11 protein-coding genes are annotated in these 20,332 nt (G+C 76.0%); 9 read left to right on the top strand and 2 right to left on the bottom strand.

What is annotated here, in order from left to right; translation table 11 throughout:
• The first annotated feature begins 80 nt into the window (after positions 1–80).
• The 4 genes from PUR56_RS04500 to PUR56_RS04485 all read left to right on the top strand — a co-directional run bounded on the left by PUR56_RS04500 (position 81) and on the right by PUR56_RS04485 (position 6,814).
• Positions 81–1,193, top strand: coding sequence for a DegT/DnrJ/EryC1/StrS family aminotransferase (locus tag PUR56_RS04500; protein ID WP_329880014.1), 1,113 nt, complete (start codon positions 81–83; stop codon positions 1,191–1,193).
• A 134-nt stretch (positions 1,194–1,327) separates the two neighbouring features.
• Positions 1,328–2,329, top strand: a complete 1,002-nt coding sequence (locus PUR56_RS04495) for an SMI1/KNR4 family protein (protein ID WP_329947930.1) — start codon at positions 1,328–1,330, stop codon at positions 2,327–2,329.
• Between the two features lie 93 nt (positions 2,330–2,422).
• Complete coding sequence (locus PUR56_RS04490; protein WP_329947929.1) at positions 2,423–5,155, top strand: SUKH-4 family immunity protein; 2,733 nt, start codon at positions 2,423–2,425, stop codon at positions 5,153–5,155.
• A 264-nt stretch (positions 5,156–5,419) separates the two neighbouring features.
• Positions 5,420–6,814, top strand: coding sequence for a hypothetical protein (locus PUR56_RS04485; protein WP_329947928.1), 1,395 nt, complete (start codon positions 5,420–5,422; stop codon positions 6,812–6,814).
• Positions 6,815–7,022: 208 nt separating this feature from the next.
• Here the strand turns inward: PUR56_RS04485 and PUR56_RS04480 are convergent, their stop codons facing one another.
• Positions 7,023–8,336, bottom strand: coding sequence for a nucleotide sugar dehydrogenase (locus PUR56_RS04480; protein WP_329947927.1), 1,314 nt, complete (start codon positions 8,334–8,336; stop codon positions 7,023–7,025).
• An 862-nt stretch (positions 8,337–9,198) separates the two neighbouring features.
• On the opposite strand from PUR56_RS04480, the gene mfd reads away from it, so the two are divergent.
• Positions 9,199–12,831 carry a transcription-repair coupling factor gene (gene mfd / locus PUR56_RS04475; RefSeq protein WP_329947926.1) on the top strand — a complete coding sequence of 1,211 codons (3,633 nt, stop codon included), beginning with the start codon at positions 9,199–9,201 and terminating at the stop codon, positions 12,829–12,831.
• Between the two features lie 116 nt (positions 12,832–12,947).
• On the opposite strand, the gene PUR56_RS04470 is transcribed toward mfd, so the two are convergent.
• Positions 12,948–13,601, bottom strand: a complete 654-nt coding sequence (locus PUR56_RS04470) for a DUF4352 domain-containing protein (protein WP_329947925.1) — start codon at positions 13,599–13,601, stop codon at positions 12,948–12,950.
• A 278-nt stretch (positions 13,602–13,879) separates the two neighbouring features.
• On the opposite strand from PUR56_RS04470, the gene PUR56_RS04465 reads away from it, so the two are divergent.
• From PUR56_RS04465 to PUR56_RS04450, 4 genes are all read left to right on the top strand, one after another.
• On the top strand, positions 13,880–16,081 hold the full coding sequence (locus PUR56_RS04465) for an N-6 DNA methylase (protein ID WP_329947924.1): 2,202 nt from the start codon (positions 13,880–13,882) through the stop codon (positions 16,079–16,081).
• Positions 16,082–16,249: 168 nt separating this feature from the next.
• Positions 16,250–17,035 carry a hypothetical protein gene (locus PUR56_RS04460; RefSeq protein ID WP_329947923.1) on the top strand — a complete coding sequence of 262 codons (786 nt, stop codon included), beginning with the start codon at positions 16,250–16,252 and terminating at the stop codon, positions 17,033–17,035.
• The gene (locus tag PUR56_RS04455; RefSeq protein WP_329947922.1) at positions 17,032–18,753 is read left to right on the top strand and encodes a protein kinase domain-containing protein; all 1,722 of its coding nucleotides are present in this window, start codon (positions 17,032–17,034) and stop codon (positions 18,751–18,753) included. Before PUR56_RS04460 ends, PUR56_RS04455 begins: the two co-directional genes overlap by 4 nt.
• 94 nt (positions 18,754–18,847) lie before the next feature.
• Entirely contained in the window at positions 18,848–20,329 is a 1,482-nt protein-coding gene (locus PUR56_RS04450) for a sensor histidine kinase (RefSeq protein ID WP_329947921.1), read from the top strand.
• Positions 20,330–20,332 lie beyond the last annotated feature (3 nt).

The raw sequence follows: 20,332 nt of genomic DNA, 5'->3' as shown, positions 1-20,332 counted from the left end.
CGGCCAGGCCCGTTCCCGTGTCCAGGCCCGTTCCCGCGTTCCGACCGTTCCCATGTCCGACCGGCCCAGGGGAGACCACGATGACCACCGACCAGCCCGTACCGCTCGTCGACCTCAGGGCCGCGCACGCCGAGGTCGAAGCCGAGGTCCGGGCCGGCTTCGACCGGGTGCTCGCCGGCGGCGGCTACGTCAAGGGCCCCGAGGTGACCGGCTTCGAGGAGGAGTACGCCGCCTTCTCCGGTACCCGGCACTGCGTCGGCGCCGCCAACGGCACCGACGCCCTCGAACTGGCCCTGCGCGCCCTCGACCTCCCGCCCGGCGGCGGTGTGGTGCTGCCCGCCAACACGTTCGTGGCCACCGCCGAGGCCGTCCAGCGGGCCGGACTGCGCCCGGTCCTGGTCGACGCCGACCCCGACCACCTGCTGATCGACCCGGCGAGGGTCGCCGACGTCCTGCCGGACGCGGTCGCGCTGCTGCCCGTCCACCTCAACGGCCAGCTCGCCCCGATGGCGCCGCTGCTCGACCTGGCCGGAGACCGGCCGGTCGTGGAGGACGCCGCGCAGTCCCAGGGCGCCCGGCAGCACGGCCGGGCGTTCCACGGCCGGATCTCCGCGACCAGCTTCTACCCCGGCAAGAACCTGGGCGCGTACGGCGACGCGGGCGGCGTCGTCACCGATGACGACGGACTGGCCGCCGCGGTCCGGCTGATCGGCGACCACGGCTCCGCGCGCAAGTACGTGCACGAGCGCTTCGGCTTCAACTCCCGGATGGACGCGCTGCAGGCCGTCGTGCTCCGGGCCAAACTGCGCCGGCTGCCCGCCTGGAACGAGGCCCGCCGGGCCGCAGCCGAGCGGTACGACCGGCTGCTGGCCGGCCTGGACGGGATCACCCCGCCGCGTACCGCCCCCGGCAACGAGCACGTCTGGCACCTGTACGCGGTGCGGGTCGGCGCCGGCCGGGACCGTGACGCGCTGCTCGGCGCCCTGAACGCGGCCGGCATCGGCGCCGGCGTCCACTACCCCGTCCCGGTCCACCTCCAGCCCGCGTTCCGGCACCTCGGCCACGGCGAGGGGGCGTTCCCGGTCGCCGAGCGGGCCGCGCGTGAACTGCTGACGCTGCCGCTCTACCCGCAGATCGGCGAGGCGCAGCAGGAACGCGTGGTGGAGGCGCTGGCCAAGGCACTGGCGGCCTGAACCCGGTCCGGCCCCCGTCCTGTCCTGGTCCCGTCCCGGTCTCCCCGGGCGGGGGACCGCGGCCGGGACGCACCCCCTACCCTGGTGTCCAACAAGCGCACCGAGAATTTGCAGCAGCCAGTGGGGGCTCCCAGATGACGACAGGTCGGCCCAGCGTCGCCGCCGCACCGAACGCGGCGTACGCAGGTCAGGTGGTGCAGTTCCCGGACCCGGTCCGCGCGGAGCGGCACCCCGCCGGGGTCCAGGTGGACGAGTACGGCTACCCGGACTTCGGCCCGTACGCCGCCGCGGCGGCCGAGGTCGCCGACCCGCCCGTCGGCTTCGGCGTCGACGAGCTGAGGCTGACCGACTACGTGTCGGCCAACGCCGCGCTGTTCACCCAGGGCCACCCGCTCTGGGCCGACCTGGAGACCGCCGTCGCCACTCCGCCCGGCTGGACCTGGCACCACGCGGTCGGCCTGGCGGCCCCCGGCTGGCGCCGGATGGAACTGGTCCCGGTCGAGGTCAAGGCCCTGCTGCGGCACCACGGCGGCCTGGCCACCTCCTCCGCCGACCACTTCCGGCGCGGCACCCGGCCGCTCCAGGAGAAGCGGCCGGTGCACTTCTCGCTCGCCAAGGACGGCGGCGACCCGATCGGCGTCACCGAGGACCTGGTGCAGCGCGCCGAGGAGCGCCTCGGCTACCGGCTGCCCGGCGCCTACCGGACCTTCCTCAAGCTCGGCGGCGGCCACGCCCCGGTCGGGGTGGCGCTCGACCCGGAGCTGGGGCTGCTGCTCGACCAGCCGTTCCTGACGCTCAGCGAGGAGTACGGCACCGAGGACGTCGTCTACGCCAACAAGTGCCTGCGTGACCACCTCACCAAGGACTACCTGGGCATCGCCTACGCGCAGGGTGGCATCGTGGCGCTCAAGGTGCGCGGCGAGCGGACCGGCTCGGTCTGGTTCTGCCTCTACGACGACGCCCGCGACAACGGCGCCGCCGAGTCGCCGGAGGACCGGGCCGGCCGGCTGCTGCTGCCCTGCGGCGAAGACTTCGACGCCTTCCTGCTCCGGCTGGCCGGGAGCCCGCCGGAGCTGGAGACGGTCGCCGAGCTCATGGTGGACGGCGGGTTCGCGCGCGCCGTCCCGGTGGGCTGACGTGGCGGCGGTGGCGCGGCCGGGGCCGGCCCCGGTACCGGTGGTCGAAGGTGCGGAACAAGCGGGGACGAAGGGGACAGGGGTGAACCGGGCGTGGTGACGTACGCGCAGGCGCAGGAGCTCGCCGAGGAGTGGATCAACGGCGGGGTGCCGCAGGAGCGGCAGCGCGAGGTGCGGGTCCGGGAGTTCGACCTGGGCTTCGTCTGCTGGGCGGTCCAGCCCGGCGGGGGCGCGGACTCCGCGGGCCGGTCCGGGGCCGGTGCGACCGGATCCGAGGGCGAGGCACGGCTGGTGATCGCCCGGGACTCCGGCGCCAGCACGCTCTGGCCCGCGCTGCCGGTCAACGAGGTGGTCCGGCAGTACGAGGAGGCCTACGGCCGGCCGGTCGCGGCCAACCCGGCCGGGGCGGCCCGGCCGACGCCGGGGCCGGTCGAGGCGACGTCCTTCCTGCTCAGCCCGCCGCAGTGGCTGCAGGAGGCCGGTGCGGCGGCGCTCGTCGCCGAGGCGGAGCGGCTGGGTACGCCCGCCGAGCCGGTGCCGCCCGCCGAGCCCGTCGTGCCCGTCGTGCCGCCGGTGCTGCCCGCGCCGTCGGCTCCGGTGGGCGCCGAGCACGGGCCGGCGCCCGCCGTCCTGACCACGCCGCCGGTCTCCGAGCGGCCCGCCGGGGACGCCCCGACCATGCTCGCCCCGCCGCCCGTGTTCGACGACCCGGCCGACGCGCCGGTGTCCGCCGCGGGGGCCGAGGCGGCCACCGTGCTGCTGCCCGAGGGGCTGCGCACCAACGGCGCGGGCCTGCCCGGCGCGCCCAGCGCCGGTTCGGAGGCGGCCACCGTGCTGCTGCCCGAGGGCGGCCTGCAGGTGGTGGTGCCGCCGTCCGGTCCGGCCGCGGAGCCGGCGCCGACGGTGCTCGCCCCGCCCGGGGGCCTCCCCGGTCTGGCCGGTCTGCCGGGTGCGCCCGGGCCCGGCGCCGCGGTGCCGCCGTCCGGTCCGGCCGTGGAGCCGGCGCCGACGGTGCTCGCCCCGCCCGGAGGTCTCCCCGGTCTGGGCAGCCTGCCCGGCGCGCCCGCGCCGGGCGCCCCCGGTGCCCCGGTGCCTCCGTACTCCGCTCCGGGGGCCGGCCCCACCGTCGAGCACGCCCCGACGATGCTGGCCTCGCCCGACGGTGTCCCGGGTCTGGCCGGTCTGCCGGGTGCGCCCGGGCCCGGCGCTCCCGTACCGCCGCCCGTCGGCCCCGCCGCCGACGGGCCGCAGGGCGCCCGCGGCCGCAACCCGGCCTCGGCCCCGCCGCCGCCCCCGCCCGTGGGGCTGCGCGGCGGCCCGGGCGCTTCCGGCGCACCCGGTGCCCCTGCGCCCGGCGCTCCCGCCCCCGGCGCCGTCGGCCGCAACCCGGCGTCGGCCCCGCCGCCGCCCCCGCCCGCGGGGCTCCGCGGCGGTTCCGGCCCGGCCGCGTCCGGCCCCGGAGCCGGCCCCGGCGGCCGAGGTGCGGGCAGTACCCCGCCGCCCCCGCCCCCGGGGGCCCTGCGCGGCGGCGACGCCCCGGCCGGGCCGCCCGGCGCCCCCGCCCAGCCGGCCGGCGGCGTGGCGTACGAGCGCACCCAGCTGGCGGGCGCGATCGACCCCGCACTGCTCGGCGGGCTCCCCGCCGACCCGGGAACCCCGCCGTCCGGCGGCCCCGCCGTCCCGCCGCCGCCCGGTCCGGGTGGCCCGGCCGGAGCCGGGTACGGCTACCCCGGCGCGCCCGCCCCCGCCGCGCAGGCGCCCGCACCGGCCCCGGCCGGGCCGCCGGTGCCGCCGGCTCCCGTCCCGCCCGCCGCGGTGCCCGGACCGCCGCCGGGGGCCCCGGTGCCGCCCGGGGTGCCGGCGGTCGGCCCCGGCTACTTCGCCGCGCTCAGCTACCGGGGGCCGGACGGCTCGGAGCAGAAGCTGCTGCACCGCAGCGAGCCCGGCACCCCGCACCCCGAGTGGAAGATCCTCCAGGACCTCCGCCGGCTGAACGTGCCGCCGGAGCAGGTGCTGGAGCTCTACACCGAGCTGGAGGCGTGCGATCTGCCCGGCGGGTACTGCAACCGGATGATCGCGGCCTCCTGGCCGAACGTCCGGCTCACCCACACCGCCGACTACGGCCGTGACCACCACTCCCGGCAGGCCGGGATGGCCCAGCTGCTGGACCACCTGGACGAGCTGCACCAGCTGGCCTCCGGTCCGCAGCGGGTCCGGCCGTTCCGGGTGCCGCTGCCCGCCCCGGGCACCGTCCCGGTGCTGCCGCCGCTCCCGCCGCAGCAGCTCGGACAGGAACTCGGCCAGGCCTTCGGTCCGAACGTGTTCCACTTCGAGCAGCGCGCGGTGGCCCGCCAGGGCGTCCCCGAGCCGGTGGCGCAGACCCTGATGTGGGCGGGCCTGCCGCGAGAGTTCGGTCCGTTCTTCTGGGCGCAGGCCCAGGAGGGCCGCCCGATCCCGACGCTCTCCGAGCTGGCCGCCGAACGCGGCCTGCCGGGCGGCCCCGACTTCGGCGGCTACCTGGTGCTCGGCAACGACTACGGCCGCCAGCTCTGTGTGCAATACGGCACAGCGCACGTGGTCGCGGTGGATCTCGAAGGAACCGGGGAGCCGCCCCGATTCGTCAACACGGGTGTACCGGAGTTCGTCCGCTCGATGGCCCTGCTGGGCCGGATGTGGCGGCTGCGGTACGGGCTGACCCCGGATCAGGCCGGTCGCTGGACCACCGACTTCCAGGCTCAGCTCGCCGCGATCGACCCGGCTGCGCTCCAGTCCGCGGACACCTGGTGGGCCGTGCTGCTGGAGCAGTTCTGGGACGGCCTGCTCTAGCGGGCCGTCGCGGATCCGTGCAGATGGAGGGGTCGTTCCGGTGTTCGGAGCGACCCCTTCGGCGTGCTGGTGCGGCTCTGCTTCGTTGGGGTTTCGCCACGATCTGCGCAAAATAGGTCAAGAGGATGGTCGCAACCGGCCACCCTCGGTACGTTTCGATCCGTTCGATGCCTGATTCCTGACCGGATCTCCCGACCCGGTTCCGGAACAGGCCGATCCGTCCGATCATGGGCTCCGCAGCCCGCGACACGAGGGGAAGAGCCCATGAGCGACGCCGTCCCCCAGTACGGCTTCACCGTTGCCCGGCGCGGTTACGCGCCCGAGCAGGTCGACCGCGCCCTGACCGCACTCACCGCCCGGCGAGACGAGTCGTGGGAACGGCTGAGCGTGCTCGGGGCCGGGATCCGGGAGATGGAACGCCGCCTGGCCGAGATCCAGCAGGCCGCCGCCGACGCCCCGGAGCCGGACTACCAGGTGCTCAGCGACCAGGCCGCCGGTCTGGCCAGGACCGCCGAGAACGAGGCCCTGGCCGTCCGCGAGAAGGCCGAGCGCCACGCCGAGGACCTCCGCGACGAGGTCTACGAGGCCGGCCAGGCGCTCGACCGCGCCGCCAAGGAGTACGCCACCACCACCCGGACCGACGCCGACGGGGCCGCCCGGCGCACCGACGAGCGCACCCGGGCCGAGGCCGAGGCGATCCGGGCCGACACCGACCGCGAGGTCCGGTCCGTCCGCGACTCCGCCACCGCCCATGCGGCCAAGGTCCGGGTCGCGGCGGCGGAGGCCTCCGAGCGGGCCGAGGCCAAGCTGGCCGAGCTGCGCCGCAAGGCCGACGAGACGTTCGCCGAGGCCCAGGCCAAGGCCGACACCGAGGACGCGGCCGTCTCGGCCACCGCCGAGCGGCGGCTCAAGGAGGCCGAGCAGCACCGGGAGACCGTGCTCGGCCAGATCAAGCAGGCCGACGCCGAGGCCCAGGCCCGGGCGGACCAGCTGATCGAGCAGGCCCGGCGCGAGGCCGAGCGGATCAACGCGGCGAGCGAGCGCGAGCAGCGCGAGTTCGCGACCAGGCTGGAGACGGTGCAGCAGCACCTCGACCACATCAAGGGGACCCTGGCCTCGCTCACCGGCGCGGCGGTCGGGGCGATCGAGCCCGGGGCCAGGTCCCTGGCGGGTGCGGCCCTGGCCGCGGGCGTCCGGGCGGACGGCGGTGCCGACGACGGCCGCTTCGGCGCTCCGGCCGACGGCGCGGCCGTCGTCCTGGCGGACGCCCCCGCGGACGTCCCCGCGGACGCCCCGGTGGTGGACCCGGACGCGGACACCGGGGAGATCCCGCTGCCGGTCGCCAACCTGCGCAAGGACGACACCCCGGTGGTCCCGGCGGCGTCGACCGAGCCCGTTCCCGTCCCCGTCACGGCACCGGCCGTCGGTGAGGCGACGGCGGTGCTCCGGGTCACCCCGGGACCGGTGGACGCGCCGGTGGCCACCGGTCCGGTGCCTCCCCGGCCGGCCTCGCCCCCGGAGGCGTCGGCGGTCGAGGACGCGGTGGCGGGCGCCGGGCAGCCGGTCGAGGACGAGACGCGGATCATCCCCAAGATCGTGATCGTCGACGACGGCAGCGGCTACGCCACGCCCAACACCGTCTCCTACCGTCGCCGCTGACTCTGGTGCGACACCGGTCGGGGGAGGCTTCCCCGGGGCCCCGGCCCCGGCTTCGGCCCCGGCCCCGCCCCGGCCCCGACGGACCGCAGGCCCCGAGCGCCCCACCGGGCACCGGGGCCTGCGGTCCGTCGGCCCGTACGCGATCGGGGCTCCCCGCCGAGCCGCGGACGACCGTGCGCAGGGCGGTGCCCGCCGCGACGGGTCGGAGTCAGAGCACCTCGACCGTGGCGCCGGTCAGCCGGCGCCGGCAGTCCAGGACGTACCGGGCGTGCGTGGCGACCGCCTCGTAGTCGAACTCGTCGTGGTCGGCGAGCAGGACCACCGCGTCCGCCGCCGCCAGCTCCTCCGGGCTCGCCTCCACCCGGTGGACGGCGGCGAACGGGTCGCCGTGCCGGTCGTGCTCGGCCGCGCGCTGGCCGGGGATCACCGGCTCGGGCACGTGCACCCCGACCACCACGTGGGGGTCGGCGGCCCGGACCTCGGCGCCCATCCGGACCAGCAGCTCGGCGACCCTGGCGGCCGGGGTCTCCCGGGCGTCGCCGGTGTTCTTCTTGTAGGCGAGCCCGAGCAGCAGCACCCGGGAGCCCTTGACGGAACGCTGCCGCTCGTTGAGTGCCTCGGCGAGCCGCCGGACCACGTAGTCGGGCATGTGGCTGTTGACGTCGTTGGCCAGCTCGACGAACCGGAACGACTGGCCGAGCGCCCGTTCCACCCGCCAGGACAGGTAGGACGGGTCGATCGGCAGGCAGTGTCCGCCCACGCCGGGCCCGGGAGTGAAGCGCAGGTAGCCGAACGGCTTGGTGGAGGCCGCGTCGATGGCCTCCCAGACGTCGATCCCGAGGTCGTGCGCGAACATCGCCAGCTCGTTGACGAGCGCGATGTTCACGTGCCGGAAGGTGTTCTCCAGCAGCTTGGTCAGTTCGGCCTCCTTGCAGGAGGAGACCGGCACCGTCCGGTCGACCAGCTCGCCGTAGAAGCCCTCGACCGCGGCCAGCGCCGCCGGGTCGATCCCGGAGACCACCTTCGGGGTGTTCTCCAGCCGCCAGGTCGGGTTGCCCGGGTCGATCCGCTCGGGGCTGTAGCCGAGGTGGAAGTCCCGGCCCGCGGTCAGCCCGGAGCCCTCCTCCAGCAGCGGCGCGAGCAGTTCCTCGGTGGTGCCCGGGTAGGTGGTCGACTCCAGGACGACGGTCGCCCCCGGCTTCAGGTGCTGGGCGAGCAGGGCGGCCGAGGCCTCGATGTAGGAGAGGTCGGGCGCGCCGTCGCGCAGCGGTGTCGGCACGGTGATCACCGCGATGTCGAAGCCCGCCACGTCGGACGGATCGGCGGAGGGCAGGTAGCTTCCGTTCTCCAGCAGCGGCCGCAGCCGCTCGGCGGGGATGTCCTCGACGTACGACTCGCCGACGGCCAGCCGCTTGATCCGGCGCTCGTCCACGTCGTAGCCGACCACCCGGTGCCCGACCTCGGCGGCGCGGACCGCCAGTGGCAGTCCCACGTAGCCCTGGCCTGCGATGACAACGCGCATGACGAAGAACCCCCTCCATCGCGACGCCCCTGGGCCCCTCCGGGCGTCCCCACACGGTCTTCACCACAGGGTAGGGAGCGGCGCCGGACCGCGTGGGTTTTCCCGGCATCGCGCCGGGAGGTACGGAAGGTGGCCCTCCGGGGCGGATCGCGGAGCGGTCCCGCCGGGAGGAGGCGCCGCACGTCGCTCGCAACGGCCCGGAAGCGGCTGGTGAACGGTTCCGGGGAGAGGACGCGGGGAGCGGCCACGGGGAGCGGAGCCGGGGAGCGGACTCGCAGACGGTCGCGGCCTGCGGACCCCCGAAACACTGGAGGCCGAGACCCGTGGCGCCCTCCAGGAAAGGGCGCCACGGTTCCCGGCGCTTGGGCGGGCGCCCCCACCCAGGGTCGCCCGGCCTCGCACTCCCGACCCCCATCGGGTGTGCGACCGTGCCTTCCGCAGCCATCCCCCACGGTTGGGTGCGGCGGGCACATTCACCATGGTGCGCGATCTCCATGGACGGGCAGTGACAGGAGTATGTCCAGTTCGTGGCAGATCGCGACGGCGAGGGAACAATGCGGCGAAACAGCCGGAGCGGCAGCGTGCGGCCGGTGGTTCGTCCGCGCCCGGCCGTCGGGCGGCCCCCGTTCCGGATCCGGACCGTCGACGCCCCCGTCGACGCCCCCGGCTCCGTCCGAACGCCGTCGGGACGGCGTCCGGTGAGGGCCGGTCGCGACCCCCGGCCGTGCGCCGCGTGCGCGTCTGCCGCGCGGCGTAGTCTGGAGACCCCCGGCCGCTCGGCGCGCCGGGCCGTTCGCGTTGCCCGGGCGGGCCTTCGAGGCCCCGGGGCAGCACCAGCCACGGGACGAAGAAGAGACTCCAGATGAGCCTGACCGGACTGCTCGATGTCGTCGCGCGGGACGCGGCGCTCGCCGAGGCGATCGAGGCCGCGACCGCCACCGGCACCGCGGCCGGAGGCCGCCGCCACCTCGACCTGGTCGGGCCGCCCGCCGCCCGGCCGTTCGCGATCGCCGCGCTGGCCCGCGCGCTCGCCGGGCAGGCCGCGGGGGAGCGGGGCCGCCCGGTGCTGGCCGTCACCGCCACCGGCCGGGAGGCCGAGGACCTCGCCGCCTCGCTGCGTTCGCTGCTGCCGCCGGACGCGGTCGCCGAGTACCCCGCCTGGGAGACACTGCCGCACGAGCGGCTCTCGCCCCGTTCGGACACCGTGGGCCGCCGGCTGGCGGTGCTCCGCCGGATCGTGCACCCCCGCGCGGACGACCCGGCGGCCGGTCCGGTGCAGGTGATCGTGGCGCCGGTCCGTTCGGTGCTCCAGCCCCAGGTGAAGGGGCTGGCCGAACTGGAGCCGGTGGCCGTCCTGCGGGGCGAGTCGCACGACCTGGAGGAGGTGGCCCGCAAGCTCGCCGGCGCCGCCTACTCCCGGGTCGAACTGGTCGAGAAGCGCGGCGAGTTCGCGGTGCGCGGCGGCATCCTGGACGTCTTCCCGCCGACCGAGGAGCACCCGCTGCGGGTGGAGTTCTGGGGCGACGACGTCGAGGAGGTCCGCTACTTCAAGGTGGCCGACCAGCGGTCGCTGGAGATCGCCGAGCACGGCCTCTGGGCGCCGCCCTGCCGGGAGCTGCTGCTGACCGACGAGGTCCGGGCCCGGGCCGCCGCGCTGGCGGCCGACCACCCCGGGCTGGCCGAGATCCTGGACAAGATCGCCGAGGGCATCGCGGTCGAGGGCATGGAGTCGCTGGCGCCCGTCCTGGTGGACGACATGGAGCTGCTGCTGGACGTGCTGCCGCTCGGCTCGGTCGCGGTGGTCTGCGACCCGGAGCGGGTCCGCACCCGGGCCGCCGACCTGGTGGCGACCAGCCAGGAGTTCCTGCACGCCTCATGGGTGGCGGCCGCGGCCGGCGGGGACCGGCCGATCGACCTGGAGGCGATCGACGTCTCGGCCGCCTCGCTGCGCTCACTCGCCGAGGTGCGCGAGCACGCCGCCGAGATCGGGCTGCCCTGGTGGTCGGTCAGCCCGTTCGCCACCAGCGAGTCCTCGGTGCACGAGGTGCTGGAGTTCGACGCCAACACCCTGACGCTGGGCATGCACGCGGTCGAGGCGTACCGGGGCGACACCGCCCGGGCGATCGCCGACGCCAAGGAGAGGCTGGCCGCCGACTGGCGGGTCGTCATGGTGACGGAGGGGCACGGACCGGCGAGCCGCCTCGCCGAGGTGCTCGGCAACGAGGGCATCCCGGCCCGGCTGGTCGCCGACCTCGCGGAGGCGCCGACCCGGGACGTGGTCTACGTCGCCTGCGGCTCGATCGAGCACGGTTTCGTCGACGAGACGCTCAAGCTGACCGTGATCACCGAGACCGACCTGTCCGGCCAGAAGTCCTCGACCAAGGACATGCGGCGGATGCCGTCCCGGCGCCGGAACGCGATCGACCCGCTGGCGCTGGCCGCCGGCGACTACGTCGTCCACGAGGCGCACGGCGTCGGCCGGTACGTCGAGATGGTGCAGCGCACCGTGCAGGGCGCGACCCGCGAGTACCTGGTGCTGGAGTACGCGCCGGCCAAGCGGGGCCACCCCGGCGACCGGCTCTTCGTGCCCACCGACCAGCTGGACCAGGTCACCAAGTACGTCGGCGGCGAGGCCCCGACGCTGCACCGGCTCGGCGGCGCGGACTGGGCGAAGACCAAGCAGCGCGCCAAGAAGGCGGTCAAGGAGATCGCCGCGGACCTGATCAAGCTGTACTCGGCCCGGATGGCCGCGCCCGGCCACACCTTCGGGCCGGACACCCCCTGGCAGCGCGAGCTGGAGGACGCCTTCCCGTACGCGGAGACGCCCGACCAGCTGACCACCATCGCCGAGGTCAAGGCGGACATGGAGAAGTCCGTCCCGATGGACCGGCTGATCTGCGGCGACGTCGGCTACGGCAAGACGGAGATCGCGGTGCGGGCCGCCTTCAAGGCGGTGCAGGACGGCAAGCAGGTGGCGGTGCTGGTGCCGACCACGCTGCTGGTGCAGCAGCACTTCTCGACCTTCGCGGAGCGGTACGCCAACTTCCCGGTCACGGTGAAGGCGCTGTCCCGCTTCCAGAGCGACTCCGAGGCGAAGGCCGTGCTGGAGGGCCTGTTCGAGGGGTCGGTGGACGTGGTCATCGGGACCCACCGGCTGTTCTCCTCGGAGACCCGCTTCAAGGACCTCGGACTGGTCATCGTCGACGAGGAGCAGCGGTTCGGCGTCGAGCACAAGGAGCAGCTGAAGAAGCTGCGGGCCAACGTGGACGTGCTGACGATGTCCGCCACCCCGATCCCGCGAACCCTGGAGATGGCCGTCACCGGGATCCGCGAGATGTCCACCATCACCACCCCGCCGGAGGAACGGCACCCGGTGCTGACGTTCGTCGGCCCGTACGACGAGAAGCAGATCTCGGCCGCCATCCGGCGTGAACTCCTGCGCGAGGGCCAGGTGTTCTACATCCACAACCGGGTGGAGTCGATCGACAAGGCGGCGGCCCGGCTGAAGGACCTCGTGCCCGAGGCGCGGGTCGCCACCGCGCACGGGCAGATGGGGGAGACCCAGCTGGAGAAGGTGGTCGTCGACTTCTGGGAGAAGGAGTTCGACGTCCTGGTGTCGACCACGATCGTGGAGTCGGGCATCGACATCTCCAACGCCAACACCCTGATCGTCGAGCGCGGCGACACCTTCGGCCTCTCCCAGTTGCACCAGCTGCGCGGCCGGGTGGGCCGTGGGCGGGAGCGCGGGTACGCGTACATGCTGTACCCGCCGGAGAAGCCGCTGACCGAGACCGCCCACGAGCGGTTGGCGACCATCGCCCAGCACACCGAGATGGGTGCGGGCATGTACGTCGCGATGAAGGACCTGGAGATCCGCGGGGCGGGCAACCTGCTCGGCGGTGAGCAGTCCGGGCACATCGCGGGTGTCGGCTTCGACCTCTACATGCGGATGGTCGGCGAGGCGGTGGCCGAGTTCCGGGAGTCGCTGACCAACGGTGGCGAGCCGGAGGAGGAGCCGCTGGAGGTGAAGATCGAGCTTCCGGTCGACGCCCACGTGCCGCACGACTACGCGCCCGGCGAGCGCCTGCGGCTCCAGGCGTACCGCTCGATCGCGGCGGTCAACTCGGAGGAGGACATCACGCAGGTCCGGGACGAGCTGGTCGACCGGTACGGCAAGCTGCCCGACGCGGTGGAGAACCTGCTGATGGTGGCGGCGCTGCGGCTGTACGCCCGGCGTTGCGGGATCTCGGACATCACGTTGCAGGGCTCCAACGTGCGGTTCGGTCCGGTGGAGCTGAGGGAGTCGCAGCAGCTGCGGCTGAACCGGCTCTACCCGCGGAGCCAGGTGAAGGCGTCCACCCGGCTGCTGCTGGTGCCGCGGCCGGCCACGGGCCGGATCGGCGGCAAGCCGCTGGTCGGGCGGGAGCTGCTGGCGTGGTGCCGGGAGTTCCTGTCGGCGATGTTCGACGACCTGGCGGGGGCGAAGAAGCAGTAGCCGGGGATCCCCGGTGGGCGGCGGTCTCGGGCGGTGACGCCCGGGGCCGCCGTTCGCGTTCGCGCCGTGCCCGCCGGGCCCGGACCGATGCCGCCGCGGGGCTGTGCACAGGGCCGTCAGCCGATCTTCCACTGGCCGACCTGCTGGGCGAAGCCGTTGTCGAGGGAGAACTGGACCTTGTCAAGCTTGGTGCCGTTCGGGACCTCGAAGACGACGAAGCCCTTGCCCGTCTCGCCGCCGGCGATGTTGGTCGGGGTCTGGAAGGACTGGCCGGCCTTGGTCTCGGCGAGCGTCGGGCCGTAGGACTGGCCCTGGGCGTCGACCACCTTGGCGCTGCTCCACGGCGCCTCGCTGTAGGTCTTCGAGCCGGTCGGCTTGATCTGGAACTGCACGGCCACGTAGTGCTTGCCGTCCTCGGCCTTGAGGTACGCGTTGGCGCTCTCGGCAGGGTCGACCACCTTCACCGCGGTGACGTCGGCGGTGTTGCCCTTGTCCAGGCTGCCCTTGAGCCCGATCGTGTCGCCGATCTTGGCGGGGGCCTTGGCCGCGTCGGGCGCCTTGGCGGCCTCGGCCGGCTTGCTCTCGGCGGCGGGCTGACCGTCGGCCGGCTTGGCCGGGGCGGAGCCGCTCTCGGCGGCCGGCGTCGCGGCGGCGGTCTGCTTGGCCTCGGTGGAGACGGAGGCGCCGCCGCCGGCGTCGCAGGCGGTCGCGGTCAGGGTGACGAGCACGGCGCCGAGCAGCAGGGCGGCGGTGCGACGGGTGGTGGACATGAGGCTCTCCTGGTCTTCCGGTGTGCCGCCCGGTGCGGCGGTGACAGGAGAAATCACACCACTGACTGTGAACAATGTCAACGACGATTCGTGGAACCTCTCTGTTCACGTGTGAACGGCTCGGAGGTCGGTGCTGGCTATGCTGTGTGATCACACCGGCCGGCCCGGTGCCCCGCCCAGCCCGCCCCCGCCCAGCCCGCCCCCGCGCGCGTCGCAGCCCCGGCGCCGCCGAGGCCGTAGTAGCCGTAGTAGTCGTGGCCGTCGCCGAAGGAGCCCCCATGCCGGACCGTCCCGAGGTGACCGCCGTCGAGATCGCCCGGCTGGCCGGGGTGGGCCGGGCCGCCGTCAGCAACTGGCGCCGCCGGCACCCCGACTTCCCGCGACCGGTCGGCGGCACCGACAGCAGCCCGGCCTTCGCCCTCGCCGAGGTCGAGACCTGGCTCCGCGCCCAGGGCAAGATCGCCGAACTGCCCCTGCTCGAACGCGTCTGGCGGCTGGTCGAGACCCTCCGCGACCCCGCCGGCCACCCCGCCGCCCCGCTGGTCCAGGCCGGCGCCGTCCTCCTGCTGCACCACCGCGAACCGGGTCGCTGGACCGCACTCGCCGCCCAGTCCGAGGCCCGGCTCGCCACCGGCCTGCCCCGCGCGCTGGTCGACGCGGCCGACACCGCCCTCGGCCCCCACGGCGCCGCCGACCTCCACCTGCCCGGGCTGCTCGGCTCCACCCAGCTGGACCTCGCCCGCCTGCTCGCCGAACTCTCCGCGGCGGCCGGACCGCCCGCCGCCTTCGAGCAACTGCTCACCCGCTACGCCGAGGCCAACACCCGGCAGCTCAGCCCGACCCCGCCGGAGGCCGCCGGCCTGCTCGCCGCCGTCGCCGGTGTGCCCGCCACCGTGCTGGACCCGGCCACCGGCCTCGGCGCGCTGCTGCTCGCCCTGCCCCCGACCACCGGCCGGTACGGCCAGGACGCCGACCCGGTCACCGCCGCGCTCGCCCGGCTCCGGCTCGCCCTGCACACGCCCGCCGCCGACCCCGGGCCGCTCCCGCTCGACCTGCGCGCCGGCGACGCCCTGCGCGCCGACGCCCACCCCGGCCGCACCTTCGACGCGGTGCTCTGCCAGCCCCCGTACAACGAGCGGGACTGGGGCCACGACGAGCTGCAGTTCGACCACCGGTGGCCCGGCGGTCTCGTGCCGCCGCGCGGCGAGTCCGAACTCGCCTGGGTGCTGCACTGCCTCGCCCACACCCGCCCGGGCGGCCTCGCGGCCCTCCTCCTCCCCCCGACCGTCGCGACCCGCCGGGCAGGCCGCCGGGTCCGGGCCGAACTGTTGCGCAGCGGCGCCCTGCGCGCCGTCGTCGCGCTCCCCGCCGGCGCCGCACCCCCGTACGGCGTGCCGCTGCACCTCTGGGTGCTGCGCGCCCCGCGCCCGGGGGACGACTTCCGGCAGGTGCTGCTGCTGGACGCGACCTCCGCCCCGCCCTCCCCGGCCGACACCGCGGAGGGCGGCCGGGACAAGGTCCGCTGGCCCGACCTGCACCGGACCGTCCTGGACGCCTGGCGCGCCTTCGACCTCGCCGCCCGTGAGAGCCTGCCGCTCCCCCCGGACCGCCCCGGCGAGTACCGGACCATGGCGGCGATCGACCTGCTCGACGACGAGACCGACCTCTCGCCCACCCGCCACGTCCCGCCCGCCGCCCCGCTCGGCGGCGCGGCCGAACTGTCCCACCTCAGCGGCCGGCTGACCGAGATGCTCGACGCCCTGGGCGACCCCGGCGCGCTGCTCCCGGAGCCGACCGGCTCGGGCTTCGGGACGGGCTCCGAAGCGGGCTCCGAAGCGGGTTTCGGGGCCGGTTCCGGGGCGGGCACAGGCGTGGGCACCGGCGCGGTCGTCACGCTGGGGGAGCTGGTCCGGGCCGGCGTCCTGGAGGTGTACTCCTCCGGCAGCGGCGCACCCGGCCGGCCGGTCGACGCCGACCCGACCGGCACGCCCGTGCTCACCGACCAGGACCTCGCCGCCGGTACCCCGCCCGGTGCCGTTCTCGACCGGTCGGCCGCGACCGCCGACGGCCCCCCGCTGACCAGGCCCGGCGACGTCGTCGTGCCGGCCCTCGGCGGGGCCGGTGCCCGGGTCGTCGGCCCCGCGGGGCCGCCGGCCGGCGCGGCCCTGGGTCGCCAGCTCCACCTGCTCCGGCCCGACCCGGACGCCCTCGACCCGCACTTCCTGGCCGGCCACCTCCGCTCCACCGCGGCCACCCGGCGGGCCGCCAGCCACGCCTCCACCACGACCCGCCTCGACATCCGGCGCGTCGAGCTGCCCCGCCTCCCGATCGCCGAACAGCGGCGCCTCGGCGAGGCGTTCGCCCGCCTCGCCGCGTTCGACACCACCCTGCAGCAGGCCGCCGTGCTCGGCCGCGTCCTCACCCAGGCCCTCACCGACGCCCTCGCCACCGGGACGGCCGCGCCGCCGCACACCCCCTGACGTGCCGTCCGGCGGACCGGCCGCGGCAGACCGGGGCGGGTGGGAGGTCCACTGCCCGGGCTGCGGAGGCGGTCCGAGGGATCCCGGCCCGTCGGGTGGGGGCGGTACGGTGTGCGGGGTCGCTCCGTGACCCGGACGGCCGCCGTACTCACCCGCTCAGGAGCGCGCATGTCAGGGCAGTACCCCGGGCAGTTCGGCCCACCGCCCGGCGGCGCCTTCCCTGGCGGTGGGCCCGCCGGGGGCATACCGGGCGCGGTGCCCTACCCCGGGCCGCCGACCGCCATGGGCCCGGTGCCGTCCGGGCCGCGGCCCGCCGGCCCGTACGGGGTGCTCGGCCGGGTGCTGGTGGTGCTCGCCCCGCTGCTCTCGATCGGCCTGCTCGGCATGGTGCCGTCCCTGCTGCTGGCGGTCCGCCGGCGCCGGGCGTACGACATCGTCGGTGCGGTCGCCTTCGCCGGGCTCTTCCTCGCCTACATCGTCGCGATCGGGGTCGCCGGCAACGGCCCCAAGGGCAGCGCCCCCACCGCCGACACGGTCGGCATGGTGATGATGGTGCTGATGTGGTTCGTCCCGCCGGCGCACTTCCTGGTGATGGACCGGCGTGCGGTCTGGGAGGCGGGCCGCCCGCACCCGGCGGCGCCGGGCGGTCACTACGCCCCGCAGGCCGTCACCGCCCCCTACCCGGCCCAGCCGGCGTACGGCTACCCGGCCCCCGCCGCGCCCACGGCCGCCCGGCCCTTCACCGCCCCCGCCCAGCCCTTCGGCGCCCAGCCCTTCGGCACTCCGGCGCCGTTCGGGACTCCGGCCCAGCCGTTCGGCACCCCCGCCCAGCCGTTCGCCGCCGCCGCGCCGTACCCGCCCGCGCCGGCCCCGGACGCCGGCCCCGCGACCTCCGACGAACTGCGTGAGCTGGGCGAACTGCTGCGCCGCCAGGCCCGCGAGGGCCGGCCGTGACGGTGGCCCGGGTGATCGGGGGCCGCTACCGCCTCACCGAGAAGATCGGCCACGGCGGCATGGGCCAGGTCTGGGCGGGCCACGACGAACGGCTCTTCCGCCCGGTCGCCGTCAAACTGCTCCGCCCCGACCGGCTCCTCGCCGCCACGGGGGCCGACGCCGGGCGCGGCGGGGACCACCGCGCGCCCGGCGACGACCTCCGCCGCCGCTTCCTCCGCGAGTGCCGCACCACCGCGGCCCTCGACCACCCGGGCCTCGTCACCGTCTTCGACGCCGGCGAGGACGGCGGCGAGCTGTACCTCGTCATGCAGCGGGTCACCGGCGTCAGCCTGGCCGACCTGATCGCCGAGGACGCGCCGTTCCCGGTCGAGCGTGCGGTCGCCGTGGCCGCGCAGCTCTGCACCGCGCTGGCCGCCGTCCACGCGGTGCCGGTCGTCCACCGTGACCTGAAACCCAGCAACGTGATGGTCCGTGAGGACGGCCGGACCGTCCTGCTGGACCTCGGCATCGCCACCGCACTCGACCCCGAGGCCACCCGCCTCACCCTCACCGGCGTCCCGATCGGCAGCCCGTCGTACATGGCCCCCGAGCAGGCCCTGGCCGCGACCGTCGACCCGCGCAGCGACCTGTACGCGCTCGGCTGCCTGCTGCACGAGATGCTCGCCGGCGAGGGGCCGTTCCGCGCACCCACCGCGCTGGGCCTGCTGCGCCGTCACGTCGACGACCCGCCGGTGCCGTTGCGCGAGCTGCGCCCCGAGGTGCCGGCGCCGTTGGAGCGGCTGGTCCTCGACCTGCTCGCCAAGCGGCCCGAGGAGCGTCCGGCCGACGCGCAGGAGGTCTACGGGCGGCTGCTCCCGCTGCTTCCCGCCGCCGTCCCGGTGCCGCAGCCCCGGTACGGAGCGCTGCCCGACCCGTCCCGGCCCTACCGGCACCCGCTCCAGCCGCAGCCCCGGGCGGCGGAACCCGCGCCGCAGCCGGGTGGGGCGGCGGTGCCAGCGGCGCCGCCCGCTCCGCCGCGTGCCGAGCCGTCGCCGTTCCTGATGGCCGCCGTGCCGATGCCGCCCACCTCGCAGGGCCCGCCGCCGGCCGGCCCGTTCGCCCCGCCCGGTCCGGTCTCCCCGGTGGAGGGCGACCTCGCGGCAGCTTGCGCCCGGCTCTCCGACCTGGTCGACGCCGGACGGCGTGCCGAGGTGATCGACCTCGCCGCCCGGCTGCTGCCCCGGGTCCGGGCCGAGCTCGGCGACGGCTCCGGGCTGGCCGGCACCGTCCGGGCCATCTACGCCCGCACCCTCCTGCAGGAGCGGCGCCACCGCGAGGCGCTCCCGGAGTACCGGCAGCTCGCCGCCACCGCCGAGGGCGGTCCGCGCGGCCGGGCGGCCGTGGAGTACCGGTACCGGGCCGCCGAGTGCCTCGAACAGCTCGGCCGGGGGGCCGAGGCACTCGCCGAGTACCGGGCGCTGCTCGCCGACTGGCCGGACACCGACCAGGAGCGGGTGCTGGACCTGCGCGAGCGGATCGGCGGACTGCTCGCGGCGCTCGGTGAGGCCGAGGCGGCCTGGTCGTGGCTGCTCCAGCTGCTCTTCGACCGTGAGCGCCGCGAAGGCCCGCACCACCCGGCCGTGCGCAGGCTCCGCCGGACCCTCGACTCGCTGCAGCCCCACCACGTCACCACCGCCGATCCCCGCGCCACGCCCTGGCCTCCGTCGCACCGTCCCTGATCGCTTCCGGGGGCGTCCGCCGGTCCGACTTCCTGCGTGCGGGCATGACTTTCGACAGATCCGCAGCCCCCGCGTGTTCCGTAGGGTCGTGCGGATGTGGACGAGCGCGCGATGGGCGGACCGGGGGTTGCTGGCGGTGGCGGCGGCCGGGATCGGGCTGAGCCCGGTGGCCCCCTGGTGGGTGGTGCCGGCGATCGGGGCGGCCTTCCTGGCCGGCCGGCGGACGGACCGGGCGCGCCCGGCGGTGGTGGTGCTGGCCGTCCTGGTCGCCGCCGGGGTGCTGGCCGCGGTGGCGGTGCCGGCGTGGATGGTGGCGGGGACGTCGTTCGTGTCGCTGCTGGTCTGCGCCGGGATGGCGCCCTGGATGGTGGGCCGGTTCTGGCGGCAGTCGCAGGAGCTGGTGCGGGCCGGCTGGGAGCGGGCGGAGCGCCTGGAACGTGAGCAGCGGCTGGTGGCCGAGCAGGCCCGGATGCGCGAACGGGCCCGGATCGCCCAGGACATGCACGACGCCCTCGGTCACGACCTGAGCCTGATCGCCCTGCGGGCCGGCGCCCTGAAGCTGGCGCCGGACCTGGCCGGGCCGCACCGCGAGACGGCCCAGGAGATCAGGGCGGGTGCGGCGGCAGCGGTCGAGCGCCTCGGCGAGGTGATCGGGATCCTGCGGGACGAGGCCGACGAGCACGACGCCCGGGGTCCCGCCGACGCGGGTGTCCCGCAGCTGGTGGCCGAGGCGGCGGCGGCCGGTCTGGAGGTCCGGCTGACCGTGACCGGCGAGCCGGACGGCCTGTCGCGGGCGGCCGAGCACGCCGCGTACCGGGTGGTCCAGGAGGCGCTGACCAACGCTGCCAAGCACGCGCCGGGGGCGCCGGTGGAGGTGCGGGTCGCGTACTCGGCGGACGGCGCCCGCGTCCTGGTGGCCAACGGCCCGTCACCGTCGGCCCTCGCGCCGTCGCCCCTCCGGTCCTCGCCCCTGCCGTCGTCAACACGTCCGTCGTCGGCACCGGGGGCCGTGCCCGGGAGCGGTGGCCGGGGTCTGATCGGCCTGGCCGAGCGGGTCCGGCTGGCGGGCGGCACCTTCGACCACGGGCCGTGCGCCGCAGGCGGGGGCGGGGGCGGGGGCTTCGAGGTGTCCGCCTCCCTGCCGCGGTCCGGCGCGCCGGCCGTTCCGCCACCCGGGCCGGTCGTCGTGTCGCCGGCCCGCGAACTGCGGCACGCCCGCCGGCGGGTGGGCCGGATGATGGCGGCGGTCGTCCTGGCGCCGCTGGCGACCGCGCTGGTGCTGACCGCGGGCCTGCGCGCGTGGACGATCTACTCCACCGGCCGCGCCGTGCTGGACCCGGCGGACTACGCGTCGCTCCGGGTCGGCCAGGACCGCGCGACCGTGCAGCGGTTTCTGCCGGACCGTCAGGTTCCGTACCATCCGTCCGTGGGCGATCCTCCGCCCCGGGGAGAAGGAGTGACGTGCGAGTACTACGCGATCACGGCCGAGCCGTTCAACAACGACCGCTCCGGGGACGCGTACCGGCTCTGCTTCCGGGGGGACGTGCTGATCTCCCTGGACGCCCTCGTCTCGTGAGCG

This window comes from Streptomyces sp. BE303, assembly GCF_036290945.1.
Taxonomy (GTDB): Bacteria; Actinomycetota; Actinomycetes; order Streptomycetales; family Streptomycetaceae; genus Kitasatospora.
Note: the sequence above shows the minus strand (reverse complement) of the source record. Positions and strands in the feature narration are given on the sequence as shown.

What these genes read in the sequence shown, in the direction of transcription:
- PUR56_RS04500 (WP_329880014.1), top strand. Translation starts at nt 81, where the DNA reads ATGACCACCGACCAGCCCGTACCGCTCGTCGACCTCAGGGCCGCGCAC.
- PUR56_RS04495 (WP_329947930.1), top strand. Translation starts at nt 1,328, where the DNA reads ATGACGACAGGTCGGCCCAGCGTCGCCGCCGCACCGAACGCGGCGTAC.
- PUR56_RS04485 (WP_329947928.1), top strand. Translation starts at nt 5,420, where the DNA reads ATGAGCGACGCCGTCCCCCAGTACGGCTTCACCGTTGCCCGGCGCGGT.
- PUR56_RS04480 (WP_329947927.1), bottom strand. Translation starts at nt 8,336, where the DNA reads ATGCGCGTTGTCATCGCAGGCCAGGGCTACGTGGGACTGCCACTGGCG.
- mfd (WP_329947926.1), top strand. Translation starts at nt 9,199, where the DNA reads ATGAGCCTGACCGGACTGCTCGATGTCGTCGCGCGGGACGCGGCGCTC.
- PUR56_RS04470 (WP_329947925.1), bottom strand. Translation starts at nt 13,601, where the DNA reads ATGTCCACCACCCGTCGCACCGCCGCCCTGCTGCTCGGCGCCGTGCTC.
- PUR56_RS04465 (WP_329947924.1), top strand. Translation starts at nt 13,880, where the DNA reads ATGCCGGACCGTCCCGAGGTGACCGCCGTCGAGATCGCCCGGCTGGCC.
- PUR56_RS04460 (WP_329947923.1), top strand. Translation starts at nt 16,250, where the DNA reads ATGTCAGGGCAGTACCCCGGGCAGTTCGGCCCACCGCCCGGCGGCGCC.
- PUR56_RS04450 (WP_329947921.1), top strand. Translation starts at nt 18,848, where the DNA reads ATGTGGACGAGCGCGCGATGGGCGGACCGGGGGTTGCTGGCGGTGGCG.